The organism is Terrabacter terrae, from assembly GCF_039529575.1.
GTDB classification, from domain to species: domain Bacteria; phylum Actinomycetota; class Actinomycetes; order Actinomycetales; family Dermatophilaceae; genus Terrabacter; species Terrabacter terrae.
Genome location: NZ_BAAANB010000001.1, coordinates 720,671 through 746,090 on the forward strand (window position 1 = coordinate 720,671; position 25,420 = coordinate 746,090).

Sequence of the window (25,420 nt, forward strand, 5' to 3'; positions counted from 1 at the left end):
TTACGGTCGACCAATTCGAAGCGGTGCCCAGCGACGTCGGTCGAGGGGGATCGACGCACTGCTGCCGGGGGGTGGCACGTCGTGGGCGCCCGAACATGGGGGGAACGACATGGGGAGACGTATCCATCGCCGGGCGGTCGCCGCAGCGGGGGCAGGGCTCGTGGCCCTGGCACCGGCGGCCCACGCCGCGACGTCGGCGACCACGGCGACCGTCACCGCGACGGCCGAGACCATCGACCGGAAGCCGGCCGGCACGAACGACGCAGACGACCCGGCCTTCTGGGTGCATCCGAGCGACCCGTCGAAGAGCCTGGTCATCGGCACGGTCAAGGAGGCCGGTGTGGACGTGTACCGCACCGACGGCTCGCTGGTGCAGGCTGTGCCGATCCCGTCGGGCAGTCGCTACAACAACATCGAGGTCCTCTACGGGATCAGCCTCGGTGGGACGACTCGGGACCTCGCGGTGCTGAGTGACCGGGGGACCGACAAGCTGCACATCTTCGCCATCAACGGCGCCAGCGCGACGGCACCCCTGAGCGAGGTGACGGCGAGCTCGGCACCGCTCGTGTTCGGGGGTAGCAAGAAGATCAACTCCAAGACCACCTACGGCCTTGCCGGGTGGCGCAACCGCTCGACCGGCAAGGGCGAGGTCTTCGTCACCCAGGAGAACACGACCAACCTGGCCAAGCTCGTCCTGACCGATGCCGGTGGCGGGAAGGTGAGCTACCAGAAGGTGGCGTCCATGAGCCTTCCCGACCGCTTCACGCTGCCGAACGGTTCCACGTGGAAGCCCTGCTTCAACCCGAAGCACCCGGACTGGGTGGCGCACGCCGAGGGCATGGTCGTCGACCCGGACACGGGGACCCTCTGGGCCGACCAGGAGATCGTCGGCCTGTGGAAGATGACCACCGACCTGACCAACCCGGTGCTCGTGCACAAGCTCACCCGCTTCGGCCAGAAGTACTCCGTGGTCAGCGGCAAGTGCAAGATCGACACGAGCTCGCCCAGCTACGGGGAGTCCTACCTCCCGGGTGACCTCGAGGGCATCGGCCTCTACCGGGCCGGGACGACCTCGAACGGCTACCTGGTCATCTCGAACCAGCAGAAGTCGATCTTCACCGTCTTCAGCCGCAACGGCTCGAGCTACCTCGGAACCCTCACCATCGGCGGCGGCGCCTTCGACGCGGTGAACGCCACCGACGGCCTGGATGTCATCAACGTGGACATGGGCCCGAAGTACCCGCAGGGCATGCTCGTCACCCAGGACGGGAAGGACGCTCCGGAGGGCGGGACCAACTTCAAGTTCACGCCGTGGCCGAGCGTCGCCAAGGGCATGGGCCTGGTCGTCGACACGGCGGGCACACCGCGCAGCTGAGGACGCGGGCCCCGTGGCGAGCCGGGAGGTTCAGCCCCACGGGGCCCGGTGCAGTTCGGACCAGCCGCTCGGTCCTCGGGGGTCGGGAGCGGCACGCACGACAGTCATTCAATGGTGGCGCCGGGGCGGCTCCGCCCGATTCCTAGGAGACGGACATGCGCAGGGGAATGGCAAGAATGAGCATCGCGGCGGCAGCGGCGTCGGTCGCGTCACTCGCATCGGTCGTGGCAGTGGGGCCGGCGCTGCCGGCACAGGCGGCGACCGGCTACCGGGTCACGGTCACCTGTACCGTGCCGAAGTCGCAGCCGGAACGGCAGCTCGCACCGAACTCGTGCCTCAACTACGTCCCGGACGGGACGCAGACGTACACCGCGAAGGTGCGCAACAGCAGCGGCTCGCCGGTCGCGGGGGTGACGGTGTCCTGGAGCGACTCGGACGCCCAGGACGCCCTCTTCCGCATCAACCAGAACCCCTGCGTCACCGGCTCCTCCGGCTCGTGCTCTGCCGAGCTGGTCGACCGGCACCCCAAGGCGGGGGAGAAGATCACCGTCACCGCATCGGTGAAGGGCGCCTCCGGCACCGGTTACCTGACGTTCAAACGCTGACTGCGCGCGCGCGAGCGACACGGCTGCCGTATGCCGGGAGCCCGGCCTCGCGAACACGCCGGCCCGGACCGCCGGTCCCGCATCGCGGGGCCGGCGCTCCGGTGCGACGGGGTGGCGACAGCCGGTCCTGGTCATGTCACGGCAGGAGGACGGACGGACGTCCATCGCGAGCTCGGTTGGCGCAGAACAACGTTCGCCCCGGACGACTCGACGCTGGTCGAGAGGGTCCGGGGCGAACGGTTGTGTGGCTGACGTACGTGCCGGGTCGGGTCCTCCAGCCCCCTGCGGGACCGCAGGGCACCTCAGCGGGCGTTGAACCTCGCGAGGTGCGCCACCGCCTGTCCCGAGACGTGGGTGAAGTCGCCACCGACCCACAGGGCGTGGGTGCTCGGGTCGACGGTGGCCGCCAGGACGCCGAACGGGCTGTCCAGGACGGGCGCCCACGAGGTGACCGCCCCGCTCGACATCGAGACCTCGACCAGCTTGCGCCTCTGGAGGTTCTTGTCGCACTTGAACGGCGCGCCGGCGCCGGTGTTGCCGACGCAGTAGTTGGTGAAGTGGCCGCCCCCGAAGACCGAGTCGCCGTCGACGGCGACGGCCTGGACGTCACCGTCCAGCTGGTAGACCGACCGTTTCAGCGTGCCGTCCGTGTTGAAAAGGATCAGGTGGCCCCCTGAGCCGGCCTGGCCGACATACACACCGCGGGAGTCGGCGACCACGTCGAGGACCGGGAACAACGAGTGCGGGTTGAACCCGGCGTCGTTCTTTCCGGTGGCCGGGTCGACCGCGCCGAGGTAGGGGTAGGCGCTCTGGCCGTTGAGAGTGGTGAAGAGCCCACCGGCGTAGACCCTCCCACCGTCGGCGCTGAGCGCCAGCGTGTTCACCTTGCCGTTCGCCTTCGGCTGCCATCCGGAGCTCAGCGCACCGCCGGAGAGGGAGAAGGCCGCGAGCTTGGCGCGGCTCGCGCCACCGACCTTGGTGAAGTCGCCCCCGGCATACAAGGTGCTCGAGGACGCCGCGAGCGCACGCACCGGCTTGTTGATTCCCGGGTTGAAGGACTGCACCTGCGCCGAGGAGGCGCTCAGTGCGGCGATCGAGCTCCGGGCCGACCCGCCGACGGTCGTGAACGAGCCGCCCACGTAGACGGTGCCGCCGGAGACGGCCAGCGCCAGGACCTCGCCGTCGGCGGCCGCCGTCCACGACGTCAGGTCGCACGTGGCCACGTCGATCGCGGCCAGGCGAGTGCGTGCCCGGGCCTGCCCGGACCGGTCCTGCACCGAGGTGAAGGACCCCCCGATGAACAGGGTCCCTCCGCTGATCGCCATGGCGCTGACGCGCCCGTTCGGTTGGGCGCACGGCCGCGTCGCCGTCTGGTCGACGGCGGCCACGGCGGCCGATGCCCCCATGGCCACCAAGGCGGTTGTACAGAGCGCGGCAAGCGGAAGTCGAGTTCGCATTGTTTCCCCCATTGAGACTGTGGTCGGCGATGACCGCGAACGCGTGCGCAGCACGGCGCCGCGATCTCAGCAAACTAACAGGCTGGCTTATCGCATGTTCCCCTATCGCAAATCCGCAATTGTGCGCCGCTCCATTCTCGGGCAAGAATGTCGCGCGAAAAGCGCATAAGAGGCACTTGTCGGATTGGCGCCTTGTGCGCTTTCGCCCTTCTGTGACTTCGGCCAAAGCGCTTTTCGCCTTCTTCTGTGTTGCTAAGGTCCGTTTTATTGGTCCTGGGGGGGACCGGTGGGCACCAGTCGGTGCATCACCTGGGGGGAGGCGAGCCGGCGCTCGCTCGTTGCGTATGGAGCATTCATGAATGCATCTCGTGTGCGTGAATCCAGCCGACCGGCCCGAGGCCGTTGGGGAGCGCCCGGTCGGTCACGCAGGGGGTCGCACTGGGGCTCACACAGGGGCTCACACTGGGGCTCACAAAGAGGCTCACACAGAGGCCGGCTCGCCCTGGCGGGTGCAGCTGCGGCCACCCTGGTCGTGGCGGCGGCACTGGCCACCACGCCACCGACGGCGTCGGCCGCGGTGGTCCTGCCGCCCGGACCGGCGCTCTCGCCCAGTGCCGACAGCTCCTTCTGGGGCACCAACGGTCGGGTCGTCGACATCGTCTCGAACGGGACCAAGGCCTGGATCGCAGGCGGGTTCGACTACGTGGGTCCGAACACCGGTCGCGCGGTGACGGTCGACTCGAGCACGGGCACACGGATCCCGTCCTCCAACATCGTCGACGGAACCGTCAACGCCTCCGCGCCGGACGGCAAGGGCGGCTACTACCTGGCGGGCGACTTCTCCCGGGTCTCGGACCTGCGGCGGCAGGGACTGGCGCACATCAAGTCGGACGGGACCGTCGACCGGGGCTGGCCGGCCTCCGCGGTGACGACGACCGTGATCGTCGGGGGCGTCGCCAAGGCGCAGACGGGGTCGGTCAGGTCGATCGCCGTCGCAGGTGACCGCCTCATCATCGGAGGCGAGTTCGACGCGGTCAACGGCGTGCCGTCCGCACGCCTCGCCGCCATCGGGTTGGACGGCAACGTCATCTCGACGTGGCACGCATCGGCCAACGCCACGGTCAACGCCCTGGCCGTCGCCGGCGACAAGGTCTACGTGGGTGGCTCGTTCACGACCGTCAACGGCGCCGCCCGGACCTACCTGTCGCGTGTGCAGCTGCTCGACGGCGCGACCGACCCGACCTTCCCCGTGTCGACCAACGGTCCGGTCTACGCCCTGGACGTCCAGGGCGGCGCCACCAGCGCGCAGGACACGGTGAAGGTCGGTGGCGACTTCACGAGCGTGACGAGCTCCGGAGCCGTCACCACCCGAACCCGGCTCGCCGCAGTCGCGGGGAGCGGCGCGGTGCTGTCCTGGGCGCCCCCGGCGAACGGCACGGTGAGGGCGATCGCGAGCGACTCGGCCACGGGGACGACCTTCGTGGGCGGGACCTTCAGCCAGCTGGGCGGCCAGAACCGAACGCAGCTCGGTGCCCTGACTTCCAGCGGTGTCCCCACCGGCTTCGACGCCTCGCTGTCCGGGTGCCAGGCACCGCACACGCTCAAGTCGACGAACACGCTCCCGAGCTGCACCGTCGAGGTCCAGGCACTGCAGATCACGGCGGGCACCCTCTACGTCGGCGGTGTCTTCACCACCAGCCAGGGGAGCCTGCGTCACGACGCGGCCGCCTACTCCGTCGCCACCGGACGGCTGACGTCGTGGCTGCCGATGCCGGGTGCGCGGGTGCGCACCTTCACCAGCCTGGGTGCCACCACCGTGATGGGCGGTGACTTCGTCAGCACCGGGGGTCAGTACCGCCGCGGCGTTGCCAAGATCGACCTCGCCACCGGAACGCTGGACCCGACCTTCAGGGCCGACGCCGACAACATGGTGCTCGACCTCGAGCTGACTGCGGACCGGACCAGGCTCTACCTCGCCGGCACGTTCATGGCTGTCAACGGGGTGGTCCGCCAGCGCGTTGCTGCGGTCGATGCCACAACCGGGGCCCTGGTCACGAGCTTTGCACCGCAGGTGAACCAGGGCGTCTACACGATCGCGGTCCGGCAGAGCTACGTCTACCTCGGAGGTCAGTTCACTGCGATCGGCACCGTGGCTCGACAGCACGCCGCCCGCATCTCCGCCGTGAACGGCTCTGTCGACACCACGTGGACGGCCAACACGAACGGACCCAGCGGATCCCCCTACCAAGGGGGCATGGTGCTGTCCTTGGCCGTCGCTCCGGACAACTCGCGCGTCTTCCTCGCCGGGCCCTTCAAGACGGTCAACGGAGTCGCGCTGCCGGACGGCATCGCGGCCCTCAGCGGGACCAGCGGGGCGCTGCTGCCCAAGCAGCTCGGAGGGGTCCACAGCTGTTCGACGCAGCACTGGGTCGTCGCGCTCAAGATCAGTGACGACGGCAAGCGGCTCTACGGGGGCGACGTCTGCCCCGACTGGATCTACCAGTGGGACGCCGTGAACCTCTCGCAGACCAAGGCGTACGGGCTCAACTGGAGCACCGCCTGCAACGCCGGCATGCAGGGGACGCTCGAGGTGAACGGGACCTTCTACTACGGCAGCCACGGCGGCGACAAGGGCAGCGGTGGCTACTGCTGGCAGTCGCCCACCGTGCACACCAGGATCTCGCAGCAGCGGTTCTTCGCCTTCCGTGCCAGCGACGGGGCGCTCACCGCCTATGCGCCCCAGTTCGACTCGCCGATGGGCGTGTGGTCCTTCGCAGCGGTACCGCAGGGCCTGCTGGTCGGCGGAGACTTCACCATCGCCGGGAACCGGAACACCGTGGCCCAGGGCCTGACCCTGTTCCGCGGCACGCCCTGACCACCCGGGGGCGAAAAGGCCGGGACCGGCGGTGGCACCTGTGCCACCCGCCGGTCCCGGCCGGCACCCTGCTTCGTGCCTCAGCCGCGCAGGGAGTAGCCGAAGTGACGCAGGCCCGGCAGCGTGAACAGCGACACGACGACGCGGTGCAGCCTGGGCATGGCGCGACGCCACTCCTCGTCCGGTCGCAGCGTGACCAGGCCCCGATCGTGGCGGTTGGGGTTGCCGGCGACGGTGTGCGTCGGCTGCATGCTGACACTGCGCTCCCCGACGAACGGCGTGCGGCTCGCGTCGAGGTCGAGCAGCCGCGCGATGCGCTCGACCGCCTCGCGCGGACGGTCGACGAAGTCCTCGTAGCGGACCCGTACGGTGCGTCCTCGCTCGACGGGCCACCAGAACTCCACGAGGTAGTTCCACACGACCCACATCGCCGACGAACGCCACAGCTCCAGCCGTTCCATGGTGGCGTCGTCGTCGCGGTCGCCCGTCACCTTGACCCGACGCCACGAGAACGCGTTGGCCCGCGGGTCGCGGACGACGTGGACGACGTAGAGCTCGATGCCGGGCAGGCGCTCGAGGATCTTGCCGTACGGCGGCAGCTTGGAGGAGTCGACGATCACCGCGGGGTGCTCGAGCTCGGCCAGTGCCGTGTAGAGGGCAGCGATCCTCTCGTCGTGGGGGTGAGGCGGCACCACCGGCCGGCCCCTCAGCTGACGCAGCACCATCGAGGGGATCCGCAGGATCCGCAGCCGGGAGAGCAGGTCGCGGGAGACGGCGACCGGATCGGGCGGCCCTTCGCCTCGGTAGGCCCGGTCGACGACAGCCGTCCAGACGGGACACCGGCTGAACGGCATTCCGCACCCGCACCGGTGGTCCTCCAGGAAGCCGCGCTCCCAGACGTAGCGCAGCTCGCCGACGGCCATCGCGCCGGGGAGCTGCCCGAGGATCGTGCTGAGGATGGTCGTGCCGCTCCGACCGGTGCCGGCCACGAAGAGCACCTTGGCGGGCGCTGGTCCGGCAGTCACAACGAGCCCCGGGAGCCTTGCAGCACAGGGCGCTTCGCCGAGCGGGCGGCGGTGGTCCTCGCCTGCTCGTAGACGGCGCCCAATCGCGAGAGGTGGGTCGTCGCGGAGAAGTCCTGTTCCAGGCGGCGGCGGCCCGCCATTCCCATGGCCACCGCCTCGCCGGGGTCCGCCTCGAGGCGCGCAAGGGCTCGTGCGAGCAGCCTTTCGTCGTTCGCCCGCACGACGAGACCCTCCACTCCGGGGTCGACCAGCTCCGGCATGCCGCCCAGGTCGGTCACCACGACGGGCGTCGACGCCGCGAACGCCTCGAGGACGGTCATGGGCTGGTTCTCGTACCAGCGCGACGGCACGAGCAGTGCGCGGCTGTGGCGCACCAGGGCCGCGAGCTCGTCCGCGCCGATGCGGCCGTGGAACACCACTCGGCCCGGAGCCACCTGGTTCGCGAGATCCTCCAGGCCCGGTCGTTCCGGCCCGTCTCCCGCGACGTGGAGCACGCTGGCCCCGGAGAGCCGGCCGATCGCGCGGATGGCCGTGTCGACGCCCTTCTCGTGCGACAGCCGCCCGGCCACGACGAAACCCTCCCCGGCCTGCGCCCCGTCCGTGGCCTCGGGGATCCGGGTGAAGTTGTTGACCACGTGGATCCGGTCCCGCGCCATGCCTTGTCGGACCATCACCGAGGCCAGGAACCGGCTCGGGCTGATGAACGCGTCGACCGGGCCGTAGGCGTCCAGCGCGCGATGCACCCCCGACTCGACGGCGAGCAGGACGCTCCCCGGAAGGGACCCGTTCTTGCAGCGCTTCGCCGCCGCGTGCCAGGTGCCCCGGCCGACACAGGCGTCACACGGGCGCCCGTGGTCGAGCATCTGGTAGCTGGGGCACGCCAGCTTGTAGTCGTGCAGCGTCATGACGCACGGGATGCCGGCGCGGGCGACCGGCCGCAGCACCGACGGCGAGAGCTGGTGGTAGATGTTGTGGCAGTGCACCAGGTCGGGCCGGAACTCCCGGATCGCGCGCTCGATGCCCTTGGCGCTGGAGCCGGACCACACCATGCGCGCCGAGGCCCTGATCCCGGCGAGCCCGCTGGGGGCGGGCTCGAGCTCCACGAACGGCGGGAAGGTGTCGCGCAACGGCTGCGGCGCGTCGTTCTCCGGGTGGTCCATGCCGAACAGCCCGACCTCGTGGCCGGCGGCTCGCTGCAGGGCGGCGACGTCGAGCATGTATCCCTCTGCGCCCCCGCGCCGGTAGAGGAACTTGTTCACGTGGAGAATTCGCATCCTCGCCCCTTCCGAACCCGCACAGTTGACCACACGCCGACCCGAGATGTCCGCGAATCGTCCAGAACGCCGGGTCGTTTCGGCGCGCTTCGCACATTTCGCGGTTCGCCGGTGCGAGGTCCGGAGCCGATCAATAATGAGCCGGGACAGCATCGGCTCCCAAGGACTTCCAGAGAGTCCGTGGGAGCCCGGGGGACCGCGGGGGGCGCCCGGCTGTCGACGTCGGCGAGGGGGAGTGGCAGCGTGGCGCGATCCGTGGTGGCGACCGCACGACGAACCGTGCGTCGTGCAGCGACGTGGCGGCCGAAGCTCGACGGGACCGAGAGCCTCGACGTGGGTCGGCTCATCAGCCCGTTCCGCTACGACGTGGTGGTGCGCGCGCAGCTGTTCGACGCCGTGGCGGCGCGTCCGCCGGGGCAGCCGGTCGACGACTTCGTGGCGTCGGTGGCGCACCACCCTTACGCAGTCTGGTTCCGCGAGGTGGAGCTGCGCCGCTTCTTCCCATGGGTGCTCGAGAACCCGCGCGAGGTGGCGGAGGCGTACGCGGCCCGGGTGCGGCGCGCGATCGGCACCTTCGAGTCCTTCCGCGACCGTGGCTTCGACGCCGGTCAGCCCGTCATGCTGCGGCGCCTGACCCGGCCCGTGGCAAGTGACTCGGGCGTCCTCCTCCCGCGAGTGCTGCACCTCGGCGACGGCGGGCACCGTCTCGCCCTCCTCCATCGCACCGGGGGGCGCCTGGAACCGTGGATGCACCGGGTGGACCCTCGACCGAACAGGGTCATCGACAACACCGCCATCCTGGTGCCTGCGCTCGGACTGAGCGAGCAGGAGTACGCGTCGTTCCTCGCGTTGTCCTTCCTCGACGAGCCGGTCGACTCACTGGACGCGCTCGGGGCCCGCGTCGCACGCACCTGCCCGCAGCGACTGGCAGAGCTGGAGGCGCTGGTCAGCGCCCAGTGGCGGGACGCGGCGCAGCCATGAGCGCGTGGTGGGACAGGTACGTGAACCCGCCGGACGGTCCTCAGACCTCCAGGCAGCACCTGACCCGCAAGGTGGTCCGCCGCATCCACTGGGCCAGGACCGAGGGCCTGGGCCGGGTCATCGAGGAGGACCGGCTCGACCCGCGACCTCGGTTGCGTGCAGCCGTCCGGAAGCGTCGGTGGCGTCGCAGCCACCCGCTGGCGCCCGGAACGGCCGTGCCCGTCTACGTCGTCGGCCTCCAGCGTTCCGGGACCAACATGCTCATGCGCGGTCTCGACGAGGCCCCGGAGACCGAGGTGCGCAACGAGAACGACCGCGTGCTGTTCCACCGCTTCCGGGTCAGGTCCACCGACGTGCTGCGCCGCACCGTGCTGGCCAGCAAGCAGCAGTTCGTCTTCGTCAAGCCCATCTGTGACTCCCAGCACCTGGACACCTTCCTCGACCTCGACGGGCTGGCCCCCGGGCGCGGGGTGTGGGTGTACCGCGACCCGGACTCCCGAGCGCGTTCGGAGGTCTCCAAGTTCGGGCCGGCCAACCTGCTGGCCCTTCGTGACATCGCCGCGGGCAGGGGTGCGGCGCGATGGCAGGGGGAGCGGCTGCCGCAGGCGAGCGTCGACCTCATCGCCTCGTTCGACCTCGAGACGATGACCCCCTTGACGGCGGCCGTGCTGTTCTGGGCCGTGCGCAACCAGCTCCTCTTCGATCTGGGCCTCGACCAGCGCGACGACGTGCTTCTGGTGTCCTACGACGCGTTCGCCGCGCACCCGTCAACCGAGATGCAGCGGCTCTGCCGATTCGTCGGCGTGAGCTACCGACCCGAGCTGGACGAGCACGTCGACCGCCGGGTCTCGCACGGGACGCAGCCACTGGAGATCGACCCCCGCGTGCGCCTGCTCGCCACCGAGGTGCACCGGCGCCTCGAGGCCGCACGCGCGGCCCAGGACCGCCGGCTGGCGCAGGCCGGCTCGTCCGCCCCGGAGAGGAGCGCCTCATGAGGACAGGGAGCACGCGCGTACGCGCCGCCGTCACGGTCGCCGTCGTCGTCGTGGCTCTGCTGCTCGGGGCCTGCAACGGAGCCGCGAAGGGCAACCGCACCCGGCCCGGGCCCGGGTCGGCGTCGCAGCCGGTGGGCAGCACCGACGGGCCGAGCACACCCGGCAGCAGCACCCCCTCGGGGGCGGGCTCCGGCGTCCTCGACCCGTTGGGGGCGAAGTACGACTGGTCGCGGTTCGATCTCGTCTCGCCGTACCTGAAGAACCTGTCCGGGAGCGCCACGTTCTACGAGCTCGTCTGGTGCGACGTCGAACCCACCCAGGGCAACCAGAGCTGGAAGACCATGGACGCCGTCGCGCGGAAGGCGCAGGAGGTCGGTGCTCGGCTGATGATCAAGATCCGGGTCGGCTCCTGCTGGGCCACCACCCGGAGCGACCCGCAGCACGTGCGCGGCACGAAGAACAAGAGCGAGTCGTTCATGCCCAAGGACCTGGACGCGTACAAGGCGTTCGTCACCTCGGTGGTGAAGCGGTACTCCCCCCAGGGGGTGCACACCTACGCGGTCGAGAACGAGATCAACTCCGAGTCGTTCTGGGGCGGGACCACGGCGGAGCTCGCGACGCTGGTCAAGGCTGCCGCCGACTCGATCCGCGCTGCGGATCCCTCTGCGAAGGTGGCCGACCCCGGCATCAGCAGCACGGCATACGGGGCGGGGATCGCCAGGCGACTGCTCGACGAGGGCAGGGGCGACGACGCCGTCACGGCGTGGAACACCTACTACGCGCGCCGCATCGGGACGAGGGGCGACCAGATCGCCGCGGTCCACGACGTCGCCGGCCTTCGGGCTGCACTCGCCTCGCCCCAGGCCGCCCGGAACCTGCAGTACCTCGCGCTGGCCGAAAGCCTCCAGAAGGACAAGGTCGTCGACGTGAGGCAGGTGCACTTCTACGAGGGCTGGGATGCCGCGCCCGCCCTCGTCGACTACCTCCGGGCCACCACTCCTGCCGGGATGCCGATCGAGGCGTGGGAGGTGGGCCAGTTCCTCAAGGACTCGACGGTGAGCGACGAGGTCCGCGCGCAGGAGCTGGTCAAGACGGTCTCGATCCTGCTCGCCGGCGGCATCCGTCGGGTGCTGTGGCTCCCGCTCGTCATGAACCCCAAGGGGCGCAACAGTGACGAGCCCCGCTACGGCCTGCTCAACCCGGACGGTTCCGCACGACTGACGGGGACGGCATACGAGACGATGGCTCGGGCATCGGCCGGCGCGACCGCGAGCCCGATCTCGGGCAAGGGCCTGACCGGGGTGGCTCTCGAGAAGAACGGCCGGACCACGGCCTTCGTCTGGAGCACGGGGGGCGACGTGAGCATCAGCCTGCAGCAGGGAGAGTCCGTGAAACACGTTGCGGGGCAAGGGGCTGCAGCCCCCACCGGGTCGGCCGTCATCGGCTCTGCTCCGACGCAGATCGACTCGAACCGTCCCGCCTCCGAGCTGGTGGGTGCACTGTGAGCACGCTGAGCAGGGTGGGCCTCGACCCGGACCCGAAGCGACTCGTCTTCGTCGGTGGCCTGCACCGCAGCGGCACGACGCCCTTCGCGAAGGTCCTCGACGGCCACCCGCAGGTCAGTGGACTGGTGGGCACCGGCGTGCGCGAGGACGAGGGCCAGCACCTGCAGACCGTCTACCCCAAGGCCAAGGTCCACGGTGGCTCGGGCCGGTTCGCACACCGGCCGGAAGCGCACCTGACGGAGGCGTCGCCGCTGACGTCGCCGGCCAACGCCCAGTCGATGCTCGACGCCTGGGTTCCCTTCTGGGACACCAGCAGGAGGCTCCTCGTCGAGAAGTCGCCTCCGAACATCATCATGGGCCGCTTCCTGCAGGCGCAGTTCCCGGGGTCGGGACTCATCGTCGTGGTCCGGCACCCCGTCGCGGTGGCGCTGTCCAACAAGAAGTGGCGACGGCTCACCTCCACCAACCCGCGCAAGTTCCAGTCCCTGGCGCAGATGGTGGAGCACTGGCTGGCGGCCCACCGGGTCCTGGCGGCCGATGCGCGGCACCTCGACCGGTTGCTGGTCGTGCACTACGAACGGCTCATCGGCAGCCCCGAGGAAGAGCTGCGACGCGTCCAGGAGTTCCTGGGTCTGGAGCAGCCCATCGAGGCCTCGAGGCTGAGCGCCAGCCACGGTGACCCGTATGCCGATCGGTGGGCCTCCTACGAGAGCTGGTGGCGCCCGGGCGGTTGGCAGCGTCGGCTCATCGGCTCCCGCCACGCCGACGAGATCGCCGGCTTCGGTTACGACTGGGCCGACCTGGCTGGGTTCAGCCGACCGGCGGGTCCGCTCGGCCTGACGGCGACCGTCTGAGTGCTCCCTTCCCGCTCGATGCCCTGAACCTCCATGGCTGCACGGGATTTCCCGATCGCGCCCTCTGTGCCGTGACGCCGTGTCAGTCTGTTCCGGACAGCGACGACCGCTCGGCCAGGGGGAGGGCCGCCGGCCGTACCGGTGGATCGAAGGAGGCGTGCATGACCACGACGAGCCAGGTCCGACGTCCGACGCGTGGCGGCCACGAGATCGCCATGACCCAGCCGTGGTTCGACGAACGTGAGGTCGTCGCCGCCGCAGCCGCAGTCCAGTCCGGCTGGGTCAGCCAGGGCGCCCGGGTCATCGAGTTCGAGGCCGCCGTCGCGGCGCTCGTGCAGGTGCCGTATGCCGTCGCCGTCTCGAGCTGCACGGCCGCCCTCCACCTCGGGATGGTCGCCTACGGCATCGGCCCGGGTGACGACGTCGTCGTGCCGTCCCTGTCCTTCGTCGCGACGGCCAACGCCGTGCGCTACGCCGGGGCGCGGCCCGTCTTCGCAGACGTGGACCCCCGTCACCACAACATCACCGCCGCCACGATCGAACAGGCGCTCACGCCGGCCACGAAGGCCGTCATCGCGGTCGACCAGTACGGCACACCGGCGGACATGGAGCCGATTCGCGCACTGGCCCGTGAGCGCGGGCTGTCCGTGGTCGAGGACGCGGCGTGCGCCATCGGCAGCACCTACCGCGGCCGACCGGTGGGCACGGGCAGCGACTTCGCCGCCTTCTCCTTCCACCCGCGCAAGATCCTCGTCACCGGCGAGGGTGGCATGGTGACCACGAGCGACCCGGGCCTGGCCGAACGGGTGCGTCGGCTCCGGCAGCACGGCATGAGCGTGAGTACGTTCGACCGCCACCACGAGCAACGCCCCGTCCACGAGCAGTATCTCGAGACGGGCTACAACTACCGGCTCACCGACATCCAGGCGGCGATCGGCGTCGTCCAGGCCGGGAAGCTGCACAGCATGGTCAGCCGGCGTCGCGAGCTCGCCGCGGTCTACCAGGAGCTGCTCTCCGGTGTCCCCGGCCTGCGGACGGTGACCGACCCGGAGCACGGAGAGAGCAACTACCAGACGTTCTGGGTGATGCTGCCGGACGACTACCCGGTCTCGAGCGACGAGCTGCTGGCCATCCTCAAGCGCCACCGGATCAACGCGCGGCACGGCATCCCGTGCGCCCACCAGGAGCCGGCCTTCAGCGACCTCGACCCCGTGACGCTGCCGGTCTCCGAGCACATCGCCCGACAGTCCGTCCTCCTGCCGATGTTCCACACGATGACCCGCGAGGACCAGCAACGGGTGGCCGACGTCGTGTGCGGCACGTGGGCGGACCCGGACCACTTCCGCGAGTGAATCCCACTGGGCCTGAGTGAGTTCGAGTGAGCACGGTGCAGTCGTCCACGTCCACGAGGGTGTCGGGCTCGGCCTTCGTCGGGCCTGGTGTCGAGCTGGGTGTCGGCGTCTCGGTGGCGCCGTTCGCCGTGCTCGTCGGCCCCACACGCATCGGCGACCACGTCCGCATCGGGGCGGGGACGCACGTCGGTGGCGCCCCGGAGATCGCGACGGAGCGCCAGAACGACGCCTGGGACGGCGACCTCGACCACCATGAAGTGGTGATCGGTGACCACACCGTGCTTCGCGACCACGTCGTCATCCACCACGGCAGCGTCCGGCCGACCGTCGTCGGCGAGGGCTGCCACCTCTTCAGCCACGTCTACGTCGCCCACGACGTCCAGGTCGGGAACGGCGTCACGCTCTCCGCGGGGGTCAGCCTGGGCGGGCACGTCACCGTCCGCAGGGGCGCCAACCTCGGTCTCAACGTGTGCGTCCACCAGCGGCGGTACGTCGGTGCCCTGGCGATGGTCGGCATGGGCACCCCCGTCACGCGCGACGTGCCACCGTTCGCCACGGCATACGGCGTGCCCCCGAGGGTCCACGGCGCCAACCGCTTCGGCATGTCGCGCGCCGGCCTCGGTCCCGACGTGATCGAAGCCGTGACGGTGCTGCTCGCGTCTGGAAGGCTCCCGGCATCGCAGGCGGGGCTTCCTGCTGCGGTTCGCGACGAGCTCGACTGGTGGTCGGCCCTTCCCGACCGCGTCGCCATGGCGGCCACGCCATGAGCGCCGCAGACGGGCACGACCCCGCCACCGTCCTCCTCGTCGCGGCTGGTGGCCTGGCACGTGAGGCTGCGACCGCGGCGCAGGCAGCGGGCGTGCGGGTCCTCGGGTGCCTCGACGACGCGCCGGGCACCTGGGGACGTGAGGTGGCGACCGGACTGCCGGTGCTCGGGGGACTGGAGCTCGCCGCGGAGTACACCGCCGCCAGCCTCCTCGTGTGCGCCGGCAAGGGCTCGACACGCGAGCGCATCGTCGCGCGGTTGGGGGCGCTCGGCGTCAGCTCCGACCGCTACGCCACGCTGGTCCATCCGCGAGCATCGTTGGCCCCCGACACGGTGGTGCGACCTGGGACATTGGTCCTCGCCGGCGTCGTCGCCACCGCGAACGTGGTCATCGAGTCACACGTCGTCCTGATGCCGAACGTCGTCCTGACCCACGACGACCACCTCGAGTCGTACGTGACCCTCTGCGCCGGAGTAGTGCTCGGTGGCGGCGTGCGGGTGGGGCGGGCGGCATACGTCGGCATGGCTGCCTCTGTCCGGGAGGGACGAACCCTGGGCGCTCGGTCGCTCCTCGGCATGGGGGCCGTGTTGCTCCGCGACATCGGGGAGGGCGAGACGTGGGTCGGCGTACCCGCGGCCTCGCTGCAGCGTCCGGCACGCGTCCTCGGTTGAGATGTTCTCGAGCCGCGGAGGCAACGGTCGCGCGATATTGCCCGATTGAGCCGAAAAGAACGTTTCGCCTTCACGGAAAACACGGGAATACCTTGGCAAGGCCTGGCTGCAGTTTGATCGAAACGCACTGCCAAGCGCTTTCCCCGCGCTTAGCCTTCTTGCCATGACCGCACCCATAGGAATGGCGGTCGTGGGGGCTGGGTATTGGGGGCCGAACCTTGTTCGGAATTCGATGGCGACGCCATCGATACATCTTCGCTGGCTCTGCGACCTTGACGAAGAGCGCGCGCGGCGCGTCTTGGGACCCTATTCGACCGTCGCCACCACGGACTCCTACGACAGGATCCTGAGCGACCCAGAGGTGAAGGCCGTCGCCATCGCGACGCCGGCGGCCTCGCACTTCACGCTCGCGATGGCGGCTCTCGACGCCGGCAAGCACGTGCTGGTCGAGAAGCCGCTGACCTCGGCCCTGTCCGACGGTGAGAAGCTCGTCCACGCCGCGGAGGAACGCGGCCTGGTCCTCATGTGCGACCACACCTACTGCTACACACCGGCGGTGCAGGAGCTCAAGCGCATGGTCTGCGGCGGTGAGCTGGGGGAGGTCCAGTTCATCGACTCCGTGCGGATCAACCTCGGTCTGGTGCAGCCTGACGTCGACGTGCTGTGGGACCTCGCGCCGCACGACATCTCGATCCTCGACTACCTGCTGCCACCCGGTGTGTCGGTGACCGCGGTGGCCTGTCACGGGGCCGACCCCATCGGGCACGGGATGGCGTGCGTCGCCTACCTCACCCTGAAGCTCTCCTCGGGGGGGATGGCCCACGTCCACGTCAACTGGCTGAGCCCCGTGAAGATCCGCACCATGGTCGTCGGCGGAGCCCACCGGACCGTCGTCTGGGACGACCTGAACCCCAGCCAGCGGCTGTCGGTCTACGACCGGGGCGTCGAGCGCCAGGCGTCCGAGCGGCTCGCGGCCGGCGACCGCAAGCAGATCACCATCTCCTACCGCACCGGCGACATGGTCGCCCCCGCTCTTCGCGAGCAGGAGGCCTTGCGCTCCATGGTGGAAGAGTTCGCCTCCAGCATCAGCGAAGGCCGCTCCCCGGTCACCGACGGCTGGTCCGGGCTGCGCGTCATGCACGTGCTGGAGGCGGCAGCCCAGAGTCTCCGGCTCGACGGTGCCTTCGTGCCCGTGGGACAGACGGTGGCAGCGACGGTAGGAGACGACAGGTGATCGAAGGCAGCGTCTGTCTGGTGACCGGCGGCGCCGGCACCATCGGGTCGACGATCGTCGACCAGCTCGTGGCGGCGGAGGCTGCCGAGGTGCGGGTCCTGGACAACTTCGTCCGGGGTCGCAAGGAGAACCTCTCCGAGGCGATGGCTTCCGGGGTGGTGGGGATCATCGAAGGTGACATTCGCGACGTCGGGCTGGTGCACGATGCCACCGAGGGCGTCGACGTCGTCTTCCACCAGGCGGCCATCCGGATCACCCAGTGTGCCCAGGAGCCGCGCCTGGCCCTGGAGGTCCTCGCGGACGGCACCTTCAACGTGCTGGAGGCCGCGGCCGCCGCGGGGGTGCGCAAGGTGGTCGCGGCGTCGTCGGCGTCGGTCTACGGGCTGGCGACCGAGTTCCCGACCACCGAGGCGGCGGCGCCGTGGGCCAACGACACCTTCTACGGCTCGGCCAAGGTCTTCAACGAGGGGATGCTCCGCAGCTTTCACGCCATGTACGGGCTCGACTACGTGGCCCTGCGCTACTTCAACGTCTACGGGCCGAGGATGGACGTCCACGGGCTCTACACCGAGGTGCTGATCCGGTGGATGGAGCGCATCGAGGCGGGCGAGCCGCCGCTGATCCTCGGGGACGGCCGGCAGACCATGGACTTCGTCTTCACGACCGACATCGCACGGGCCAACCTGCTGGCCGCCGAGGCAGACGTCACCGACGCCGCGTTCAACATCGGCTGCAACGTCGAGACGAGCCTGCTCGGGCTGGCCGAGGCGCTGCTCGAGACCATGGGCTCCGACCTCTCGGTGGAGTTCGGTCCCGAGCGGGCGGTCAACGGGGTCACGCGCCGGCTCGCCTCCATCGAGGCGGCCCGGCGACAGCTCGGCTGGAGCCCCGAGGTCGCCCTGCCTGAGGGCCTGGCCCGACTCGTCGACTGGTGGCGCGCCGAGCGAGGGCGCTCATGATCCCGCTGGTCGACCTGGCCGTGCAGCACGCACGGATCGCCGAGGAGGTCGAGGAGGGCTTCGCCGACGTCCTCTCCACCGGTGACTTCGTCGGCGGCAAGGCGGTCGCGGTCTTCGAGCAGGAGTATGCCCAGTTCGTCGGCACGCGCTCGTGCATCGGCGTCGGCAACGGCACCGATGCCCTCGAGCTCGCCCTACGCGCGGTCGGCGTCACCGCGGGCGACGAGGTCGTCCTGCCTGCAAACACCTTCATCGCCACGGCGGAGGCGGTCGTCCGGGCCGGCGCGCGGCCGGTCTTCGTCGACGTCGACGACGAGGCGCTGCTCATCGACCCGACCGGCGTCGAGAGTGCCCTGACCGAGCGGACCCGGGCGGTCATCCCGGTCGACCTCTACGGCCAGGTGGCCCCGTTCGAGCAGCTCTCCTCCCCGCTGGCAGGTCGGGGGGTCGCCGTGATCGAGGACGCCGCCCAGTCCCAGGGGGCGACCCGGCACGGGCGGTGTGCCGGGTCGTTCGGTGCCGCAGCCGGCACGAGCTTCTACCCCGGCAAGAATCTCGGCGCCTACGGCGACGCGGGCGCCGTGACCACGGACGACGACGAGGTGGCCCGACGCGTACGCCTGCTCGGCGCACACGGCAGCTCCGTGAAGTACGAGCACACGCACGTCGGGTTCAACTCGCGGCTCGACACGCTGCAGGCGGTGGTGCTGCGCGCCAAGCTGCGCCATCTGCGCCGGTGGAACGACGAGCGCCGCGAGGCGGCAGCGTTGTACGGCGCGATGCTGGACGGCATACCCGGTCTGCGGCTGCCGGTGCTGCTCCCGGGCAACGAGCACGCCTGGCACCTCTACGTCGTGCGGGTCGAGGGGCGGGACGCCGTGCTCGACCGCCTGCGCGCGCACGGCGTCGGGGCCGGCGTGCACTACCCCGTTCCCGTCCACCTCACGCCCGCGATGGCGGAGTACGGGCACGGGCCCGGCAGCCTGCCCGTCTGCGAGCGGGCCGCAGGCCGGCTGCTCTCGCTGCCGATCTTCCCCGGCATCACCCAGGCGCAGCAGAGCCAGGTCGCCGATAGCCTGCGTGCCGCGCTCGGCGCCGGTGCCGGCTGAGCGCCGCAGTGGAACCAGCCGGACACCCTGACGCCGGGAGCGGGGTCGAGGCCCCCGAGCCCGAGCCCGAGGACGGCCTCGGCAGACGAGCCGTCTCCGGCGTCCTCTGGCTGGCGGCGAACAAGTGGGTGGTGCGGGCCAGCGGCTTCGCCACCCTGATGGTCCTCACCCGCCAGCTCTCACCGCGGGAGTTCGGGGTGGTCGCGGCGGCGATGACGGTGATCCCCTTCGTCTACCTCCTCTCGGACCTCGGTTTCTCGACGTACCTGCTCCAGGCGGACGACGTCGACCAGGAGAGCCTCAGCACCGCCTTCTGGACGTCGGTGGGGGCGGCGGTGCTCCTCTCCGCGGGTCTGGTCATGCTTGCACCGGTGCTGGCAGCCGGCTTCCAGAGTCCCGAGCTGGCGCAGATCCTGCGCGTGCTGGTCCTGGCGGCGGTGCCCACCGTGCTGGCCGGGGTGCCCCTGTCGCTGCTCCGGCGGAAGCTCGCCTTCCGCGCCGTGGCCCTCCAGAGCCTCGCGGCGGCGCTGCTCGGCCAGGTGGTCGCAGTCGTGGTGGCGCTGCGCGGCGGCGGTGTCTGGGCCCTGGTGGACCAGGTCATCGTCACGCAGGCCGTGATCGCGGTGCTGGCCTGGCGCTGCGCCGCGTGGCGTCCGTCCCTGCAGGTGTCGACGGTGCGGCTGCGGCGCATGGTGGTGTTCGGGGCATGGGTCTCCGGTGTCGACATCGTGGCGACGGTCCGGCAGGTGGCCGAGAGCTGGATCATCAGCGCGGCCCTGGGACCCTCGGCCCTCGGGCTGCTGAACGTCGCGCAGCGGCTGGTCCTCGTGGCCCAGGAGCTGGTCGCGGCCTCGATGGTGCCGGTGTCGACGATCGTGTTCTCCCGGGTGCGCGAGTCCGCCGACCGGCTGCGCGGCGCCTACCTCAAGGCACTGGGCCTCGTGTACGGCGTCGTGTCCCCGGTCATGATCGTCATCGTCGTCACCGCCCCCGGGCTCGTGCCGCTGCTCTTCGGGCCGGAGTGGGGTGCGAGCGTCGGGCCGACGCAGGCGCTCGCCGTGGCCGGCATCATCACCCTGGGCGCCATGCTCGACCACGGCCTCCTCTACGGCCTGGGCCGCCCGGGTACGTGGCTCGCCTACGCCGTCGTCGTCGACGCCGCGACGGTCGGCACCACGGCGATCTGCGTTCGGTGGGGCCTGGCCGGCGTCACGGTGGGCTTCGTCGTCGTCGCGCTCCTTGCGACCCTGGCACGCTGGGTGCTCATCTCGAGGCTGCACGGTTGGGGCCTGCGGGTGTCCGCGCGCCCCTTCCTCGGCATCGCGCCCATCACGGCCGTGTCCACCCTCGTGGGGCTCGCCGCCTCCAAGCTCCCACCGGACGGGTCGCTGCTCGGCGTGGTGCTCGCTGCGACCGTCGCGCTGGTCGTCTATGCGGCGCTTCTGCGCCTGCTGGCGAGCCACGTCATCACCGCTGCCCTCGGCGTGCTCCCGGTCCCGGAGAGGTACGCGTCTCGGCTGGGGCGGCTGTTCGGGCTCGGCCGAGCCCCTGCGGTACGGACCTGGTGAGCCTCGTGCTGCTCGCCGTCGCCGTGGACCGGAATGGATTCGGGCCGCCGGCGCCCACTGGTGCCCGATGTGCTCCTTTCGGCGGAAATGCCCGTTCAGTCATTCTGTCGGAGAAAAGGCGTATTCGTTTGTTTGTTTGTCTGAACGCTTCATCATGCCGGCTGCGACATTGACGATTCCACCACCTCGAAGGCTGGTCTCGTAAACACTGGGCAATGTCGCTTGGGGGAGGGGCAGGTTCCGCAAGGAGAGAGGGTTGGGGGCCAATGCGAATTGTTGTGCTCGGGCTTGGATACGTCGGTACTATCACTGCCGCCGGACTCGCTTCAAAGGGCCACGACGTCGTGGGAATTGACGTGGACGAGACGAAGGTGGAAGGCCTGCGGCGGGGTTTGAGCCCCGTCGTCGAGCCCGGGATCGCTGATCTTGTCGCGGCTGGTGTGTCGAGCGGCCGGCTCACGGCGACCACCGACATCGGCGCGGCGTTGGAAGGCGCGGACCTGTCGCTGATCTGTGTCGGGACGCCCTCGACCCCACGCGGCAGCACCGACCTGACCTTCCTGGCCCGGGCGCTGACCGACCTGCGTGAGGCGATGGCGTGGGCTCGACCGCCGGCCTCGGGACACCACGGCGTCGTGGTCCGCTCGACGGTCCCTCCCGGCACCGGGGAGACGGCTGTGGCCCCCTTGTTCGCGCCGGACCGGCTGCCGCCCGGGTGGTCGGTCGGCACGGCGATGTGCCCCGAGTTCCTGAGGGAGGGCTCGGCCGTCGCTGACTTCTACGACCCGCCGTTCGTCGTCGTCGGCACCGAGGACGAGCACACCCGCAGTGCGGTCACCCAGCTGTTCGCGGGCCTCGGCGCTGACATCCGCCACGTGGACGTGCACACCGCCGAGGCACTCAAGTACGCCTGCAACGCCTTCCACGCCGTCAAGATCACCTTCGCGAACGAGATGGGCAGGCTGCTTGCGCAGTTCGGTGTCGACGCCCGTCGGGTGATGGACATCTTCTGCGAGGACGAGAAGCTCAACATCTCGCGGGCGTACCTGCGCCCGGGTTTCGCCTTCGGCGGCTCCTGCCTGCCCAAGGACCTCCGGGCGTTGCAGGACCTGGCCCGCATGGCTGCAGTGGACGTTCCGCTGCTCAGCGCGACCACGGCGAGCAACGAGCTCGTGGTGCGACACGTCGTCGACCGGGTCCTTGCGACGGGCCTCACGCGGGTGTGCCTCCTCGGGCTCAGCTTCAAGATGAACACCGACGACGTGCGCGAGAGCCCCAGCGTCGAGCTCGCGGAGCGCCTCCTCGGCAAGGGCCTCGATGTCCGCATCTTCGACCCGATCGTCAACCCCGAGAAGCTCGTCGGCGCCAACCGCCGACACCTCGAGAGCCGCCTGACCCACGTCAACCGGCTGCTGGCCGCCTCTGCCGAGGAGGCCCTCGCCGACGCGGACATCGCCCTCGTGACCTGCGCGGAGCCAGGGGTGCTCGCCACCCTGCTCGCCCACCCGCCACAGGTCGTGCTCGACATGGACGGGCGCCTTGGCGAGCGGCTGGAGCAGCTTCCCGGCTACGAAGGGGTCGCCTGGTGACGACTCCACGACGCCCGCACGGCGGCCGCCCGCGCGTGCTGGTCATCGTCCAGAACCTCTCTGTTCCCTTCGACCGCCGAGTCTGGCTCGAGTGCCAGACCCTGTGCGCCAGCGGCTACGACGTCACGGTGGTGTGCCCCACCGGGGAAGGCACCGAGGCGGAGCAGACCGTCGACGGCGTGCGGATCGTGGCCTATCGGGCCTTCGCCCCGGGCGGGTCTGCCCTGAGCTACGCCGCGGAGTACGGCTGGTCCTTCCTCGCCACCTCGTGGCTCGCCCTGAGGGAGCGGCGGGCCGGGCGGTTCGACGTGGTCCAGGCGTGCAACCCACCCGACATCTTCTGGGCACTCGCCCGGTGGCTCCGATTCCGGGACGGCACACGCTTCGTCTTCGACCACCACGACCTCTGCCCGGAGCTGTTCAGGTCCAGGTTCGGCGCGGGCAAGCGGCCGCTGCTCCGCGGGCTGCTCTTCCTCGAGCGACAGACGTTCTCGGCAGCCGACCGGGTCATCTCCACGAACGAGTCGTATGCCGAGGTAGCGCTCACCCGCGGCGGCAAGGCGGCCGAGCACGTGACCGTCGTGCGCACGGGTCCCGACGTCGATCGACTGAAGCGGCGTGCGCCCAGTCCGGAGCTGCGCCATGGTCGCCCCCACCTCGTGGCCTACCTGGGCGTCATGGGCCCGCAGGACGGCGTCGAGCTGATCGTCGAGGCGGCCGATGTCATCGTCAACCGGATGGGTCGGCGTGACGTCTCCTTCTGCCTGATGGGCTCCGGCGACGCGCGCCCGCAGCTGCTCGCCGAACGGGACCGGCGGGGCCTGCGAGACTACGTGGACCTGCCCGGACGGGTGTCCGACGAGGTCGTCACGGAAGTCCTGTCCACCGCGGACCTGGGGCTCTGCCCGGACCCCCTCAACCCGCTCAACGACGTCTCCACCATGAACAAGACCATGGAATACATGGCCTTCGAGCTCCCGGTCGTCGCCTTCGACCTCCGGGAGACGAGGATCTCGGCGCAGGACGCCGCCCGCTACGTCACCCCGAACGTCGTCGAGGAGTACGCCCGCGCCATCATCGAGCTGCTCGACGACCCCGACGCGCGCGCGGAGATGGGGCGGTTGGGCCGGCAGCGTGTCGAGGAGCAGCTCGGGTGGTCACACCAGCAGGGCGCGTACCAGGCCGTGTTCGACGAGCTCACGGGCGTGCACTCGGCCCCTGTCCGGCCCGTGCCGGCGCCAGCAGCCGAGGCGGCTCGGGCGAGCCAGCCGGCGACGTCGGAGGCCTGAACCGTGTGCGGCATCGCGGGTGCCTTCCAGCAGCCGGACGGCAAGCTCGTCGTCACCACGATGACGAACCGGCTGGGACACCGAGGGCCGGATGCCGGCGCCGTCATGGAGCTCGTGACACCCGACGCTGCAGTCGTGCTCGGGCACCGGCGGCTCTCGATCATCGACCTGTCGTCGGCGGCGGACCAGCCCTTTCGCAAGGACGGGCTCGCCCTGAGCTACAACGGCGAGATCTACAACCACGATGAGCTGCGGCGCGACCTCGAGAGGCGGGGAGTGCGCTTTCGCACCCGGTCCGACACCGAGGTCGTCCTCGAGGCCTGGCGGGCGTGGGGCAGGTCGTCGTTGCGGCGCCTGCGCGGGATGTTCGCCTTCGCCATCCACGACGAGCGCACCGGTTCCCTGACGCTGGCGCGGGATCCGTTGGGGATCAAGCCGCTCTACGTCATGGCCAGGGGAGAGGGCATCGTCTTCGCGTCCGAGCTGAAGGCCCTCCTGAGGGCCGTGGGTTCCGAGCTCACGATCGACCCCGCAGCCATGGTGGCGTCGGCGCTCTACTACTGGGTGCCCCCGGAGTACGACGTGCTGGAACAGGTGCGCAAGCTCCCGTCCGGCAGCTGGGCCGAGTACCGGCAGGACGGCACGGTCACCTCGGGCGCCTACTGGCGGGCGGCCGACGAGGCGGCGCTCGCGGCAGCGGGACCCCGCGCAGACCTCGGGCAGACGCTCATCGACTCCGTGGAGGCACACCTGGTCTCCGACGTACCGGTCGCCTGCTTCCTCAGCGGGGGTCTGGACTCGAGTCTCATCGCGGCCCTCGCCCAGCGGCGGGACCCGTCGCTCGAGGCGTACACGATCGCCTTCCGGCCCGAGGACCAACGCCTCGAGGCCATGCCCGACGACGCGCCCTACGCGAGGCTGCTGGCCCGGCGCCTCGGCATGCGGCTGCACGAGATCGAGCTGCGCCCCGACGTGGTGCAGCTGCTGCCTCAGATGGTGGACGTGCTGGACGAGCCGATCGGTGACCCGGCAGCCATCAACACCCTCCTGATGTGCGAAGCGGCGCGCGAGGCCGGGACCAAGGTGCTGCTCTCCGGCATGGGTGCCGACGAGCTGTTCGGGGGCTACCGCAAGCACTACGCGATGCTCCTCGGCGCCCGCTACCGCAGGCTTCCTTCCGTGATCCGCTCGCGTCTCGTCGAGCCTCTCGTGCGGGCGTTGCCGGTCACCGTCGGTGGCAAGGGCCTGCGCACGGTGCGATGGGCGCAGCGCTTCGTCTCCTTCGCCGGGATGCCGGAGGAGGAGGCCTTCCGGCGCAGCTACACCCTCTACGACAGGGACGAGCTCGTCGAGCTGCTCGACCCCGATCTCGCCAGTGCGGTCGACGGCGTCATCGACCGCCACCGAGTGACGTACGAGGACAACGACCTTCGCGACGAGGTCGCGCGGATGTGCCTGGCCGACTCCCGGTTGTTCATGGCCGGCCTCAACCTCACCTACACGGACCGGGCGAGCATGGCGGCCTCCACCGAGGTGCGTGTCCCGTTCGTCGATCCGGCGGTCTTCTCGGCAGCCTTCTCGCTCCCCGCCTCGGACCGGATCCGTGGGCGGGTGCAGAAGGCCGCTCTCCGGGACGTCGCCCGCGAGTGGCTCCCGGCCGAGATCGTCGACCGTCCGAAGGCCAGCTTCGGGGCGCCGCTGCGCGCCTGGGTGTCGAACGACCTGCGCGGCCTCGTGGACGACGTCCTCCTGGGCGGGGAGCTGGTGCAGTCGGGCTTCCTGCGAGCCACGCCGCTGCAGCGGCTGGTGGACGACCAGCGCGCCGGGCGCCGCGACGAGTCCAAGCAGGTGTGGCAGCTGCTCACCCTCGAGCTGTGGTACCGCAACGCACGGGCGGCAGGGGTGGGCGTGGCGTGACCCAACCACATGACGACTC

20 protein-coding genes are annotated in these 25,420 nt (G+C 70.5%); 17 read left to right on the plus strand and 3 right to left on the minus strand.

All coding sequences use genetic code 11. From position 1 onward, the window contains the following. Positions 1-109 precede the first annotated feature (109 nt). Together ABD194_RS03320 and ABD194_RS03325 are read left to right on the plus strand one after the other, a co-directional pair. On the plus strand, positions 110-1,375 hold the full coding sequence (locus ABD194_RS03320; RefSeq protein WP_343987469.1) for a phytase: 1,266 nt from the start codon (positions 110-112) through the stop codon (positions 1,373-1,375). Between the two features lie 155 nt (positions 1,376-1,530). Beyond that, complete coding sequence (locus ABD194_RS03325) at positions 1,531-1,980, plus strand: Ig-like domain-containing protein (protein WP_343987472.1); 450 nt, start codon at positions 1,531-1,533, stop codon at positions 1,978-1,980. Between the two features lie 302 nt (positions 1,981-2,282). On the opposite strand, the gene ABD194_RS03330 is transcribed toward ABD194_RS03325, so the two are convergent. Then, entirely contained in the window at positions 2,283-3,392 is a 1,110-nt protein-coding gene (locus ABD194_RS03330; RefSeq protein ID WP_343987475.1) for a hypothetical protein, read from the minus strand. A 577-nt stretch (positions 3,393-3,969) separates the two neighbouring features. Here ABD194_RS03330 and ABD194_RS03335 point away from each other — a divergent pair. Further along, positions 3,970-6,312 carry a hypothetical protein gene (locus ABD194_RS03335; protein ID WP_343987478.1) on the plus strand — a complete coding sequence of 781 codons (2,343 nt, stop codon included), beginning with the start codon at positions 3,970-3,972 and terminating at the stop codon, positions 6,310-6,312. 80 nt (positions 6,313-6,392) lie between these two features. On the opposite strand, the gene ABD194_RS03340 is transcribed toward ABD194_RS03335, so the two are convergent. Then, the gene (locus ABD194_RS03340; protein WP_343987481.1) at positions 6,393-7,337 is read right to left on the minus strand and encodes a sulfotransferase; all 945 of its coding nucleotides are present in this window, start codon (positions 7,335-7,337) and stop codon (positions 6,393-6,395) included. After that, the gene (locus tag ABD194_RS03345; protein ID WP_343987485.1) at positions 7,334-8,611 is read right to left on the minus strand and encodes a glycosyltransferase; all 1,278 of its coding nucleotides are present in this window, start codon (positions 8,609-8,611) and stop codon (positions 7,334-7,336) included. The genes ABD194_RS03340 and ABD194_RS03345 overlap by 4 nt, the downstream gene beginning before the upstream one ends. A 279-nt stretch (positions 8,612-8,890) precedes the next feature. Between ABD194_RS03345 and ABD194_RS03350 the strand changes: the two genes are divergently transcribed. The 14 genes from ABD194_RS03350 (at position 8,891) to asnB (ending at position 25,401) form a co-directional block, all read left to right on the plus strand. Further along, the gene (locus tag ABD194_RS03350) at positions 8,891-9,592 is read left to right on the plus strand and encodes a hypothetical protein (protein ID WP_343987488.1); all 702 of its coding nucleotides are present in this window, start codon (positions 8,891-8,893) and stop codon (positions 9,590-9,592) included. A gap of 20 nt (positions 9,593-9,612) precedes the next feature. Continuing rightward, positions 9,613-10,587, plus strand: coding sequence for a hypothetical protein (locus ABD194_RS03355; RefSeq protein ID WP_343987491.1), 975 nt, complete (start codon positions 9,613-9,615; stop codon positions 10,585-10,587). Beyond that, the gene (locus tag ABD194_RS03360; protein WP_343987494.1) at positions 10,584-12,092 is read left to right on the plus strand and encodes a hypothetical protein; all 1,509 of its coding nucleotides are present in this window, start codon (positions 10,584-10,586) and stop codon (positions 12,090-12,092) included. The genes ABD194_RS03355 and ABD194_RS03360 overlap by 4 nt, the downstream gene beginning before the upstream one ends. Continuing rightward, complete coding sequence (locus ABD194_RS03365) at positions 12,089-12,946, plus strand: sulfotransferase family protein (RefSeq protein WP_343987498.1); 858 nt, start codon at positions 12,089-12,091, stop codon at positions 12,944-12,946. The genes ABD194_RS03360 and ABD194_RS03365 overlap by 4 nt, the downstream gene beginning before the upstream one ends. A 161-nt stretch (positions 12,947-13,107) precedes the next feature. Continuing rightward, positions 13,108-14,298, plus strand: coding sequence for a DegT/DnrJ/EryC1/StrS family aminotransferase (locus tag ABD194_RS03370; RefSeq protein ID WP_343987501.1), 1,191 nt, complete (start codon positions 13,108-13,110; stop codon positions 14,296-14,298). A 35-nt stretch (positions 14,299-14,333) separates the two neighbouring features. Then, positions 14,334-15,065 (plus strand): acyl-ACP--UDP-N- acetylglucosamine O-acyltransferase, encoded by a 732-nt coding sequence (locus tag ABD194_RS03375; protein ID WP_343987505.1) that lies wholly within the window; start codon positions 14,334-14,336, stop codon positions 15,063-15,065. After that, complete coding sequence (locus ABD194_RS03380) at positions 15,062-15,736, plus strand: NeuD/PglB/VioB family sugar acetyltransferase (protein ID WP_343987508.1); 675 nt, start codon at positions 15,062-15,064, stop codon at positions 15,734-15,736. The genes ABD194_RS03375 and ABD194_RS03380 overlap by 4 nt, the downstream gene beginning before the upstream one ends. A 181-nt stretch (positions 15,737-15,917) precedes the next feature. Then, positions 15,918-16,970, plus strand: a complete 1,053-nt coding sequence (locus ABD194_RS03385) for a Gfo/Idh/MocA family protein (protein ID WP_343988211.1) — start codon at positions 15,918-15,920, stop codon at positions 16,968-16,970. After that, positions 16,967-17,929: an NAD-dependent epimerase/dehydratase family protein gene (locus ABD194_RS03390; protein WP_343987511.1), complete on the plus strand. Its 963-nt coding sequence runs from the start codon at positions 16,967-16,969 to the stop codon at positions 17,927-17,929. Before ABD194_RS03385 ends, ABD194_RS03390 begins: the two co-directional genes overlap by 4 nt. Beyond that, the gene (locus ABD194_RS03395; RefSeq protein ID WP_343987514.1) at positions 17,926-19,038 is read left to right on the plus strand and encodes a DegT/DnrJ/EryC1/StrS family aminotransferase; all 1,113 of its coding nucleotides are present in this window, start codon (positions 17,926-17,928) and stop codon (positions 19,036-19,038) included. Before ABD194_RS03390 ends, ABD194_RS03395 begins: the two co-directional genes overlap by 4 nt. 8 nt (positions 19,039-19,046) lie before the next feature. Further along, a complete protein-coding gene (locus ABD194_RS03400) occupies positions 19,047-20,606 on the plus strand; it encodes a lipopolysaccharide biosynthesis protein (protein ID WP_343987517.1) in 1,560 nt (519 codons plus the stop codon). A 266-nt stretch (positions 20,607-20,872) separates the two neighbouring features. Then, a complete protein-coding gene (locus ABD194_RS03405; RefSeq protein ID WP_343987521.1) occupies positions 20,873-22,195 on the plus strand; it encodes a nucleotide sugar dehydrogenase in 1,323 nt (440 codons plus the stop codon). Then, complete coding sequence (locus ABD194_RS03410; protein ID WP_343987525.1) at positions 22,192-23,484, plus strand: glycosyltransferase family 4 protein; 1,293 nt, start codon at positions 22,192-22,194, stop codon at positions 23,482-23,484. The genes ABD194_RS03405 and ABD194_RS03410 overlap by 4 nt, the downstream gene beginning before the upstream one ends. A gap of 3 nt (positions 23,485-23,487) precedes the next feature. Next, positions 23,488-25,401 (plus strand): asparagine synthase (glutamine-hydrolyzing), encoded by a 1,914-nt coding sequence (gene asnB, locus ABD194_RS03415; RefSeq protein WP_343987528.1) that lies wholly within the window; start codon positions 23,488-23,490, stop codon positions 25,399-25,401. Positions 25,402-25,420 lie beyond the last annotated feature (19 nt).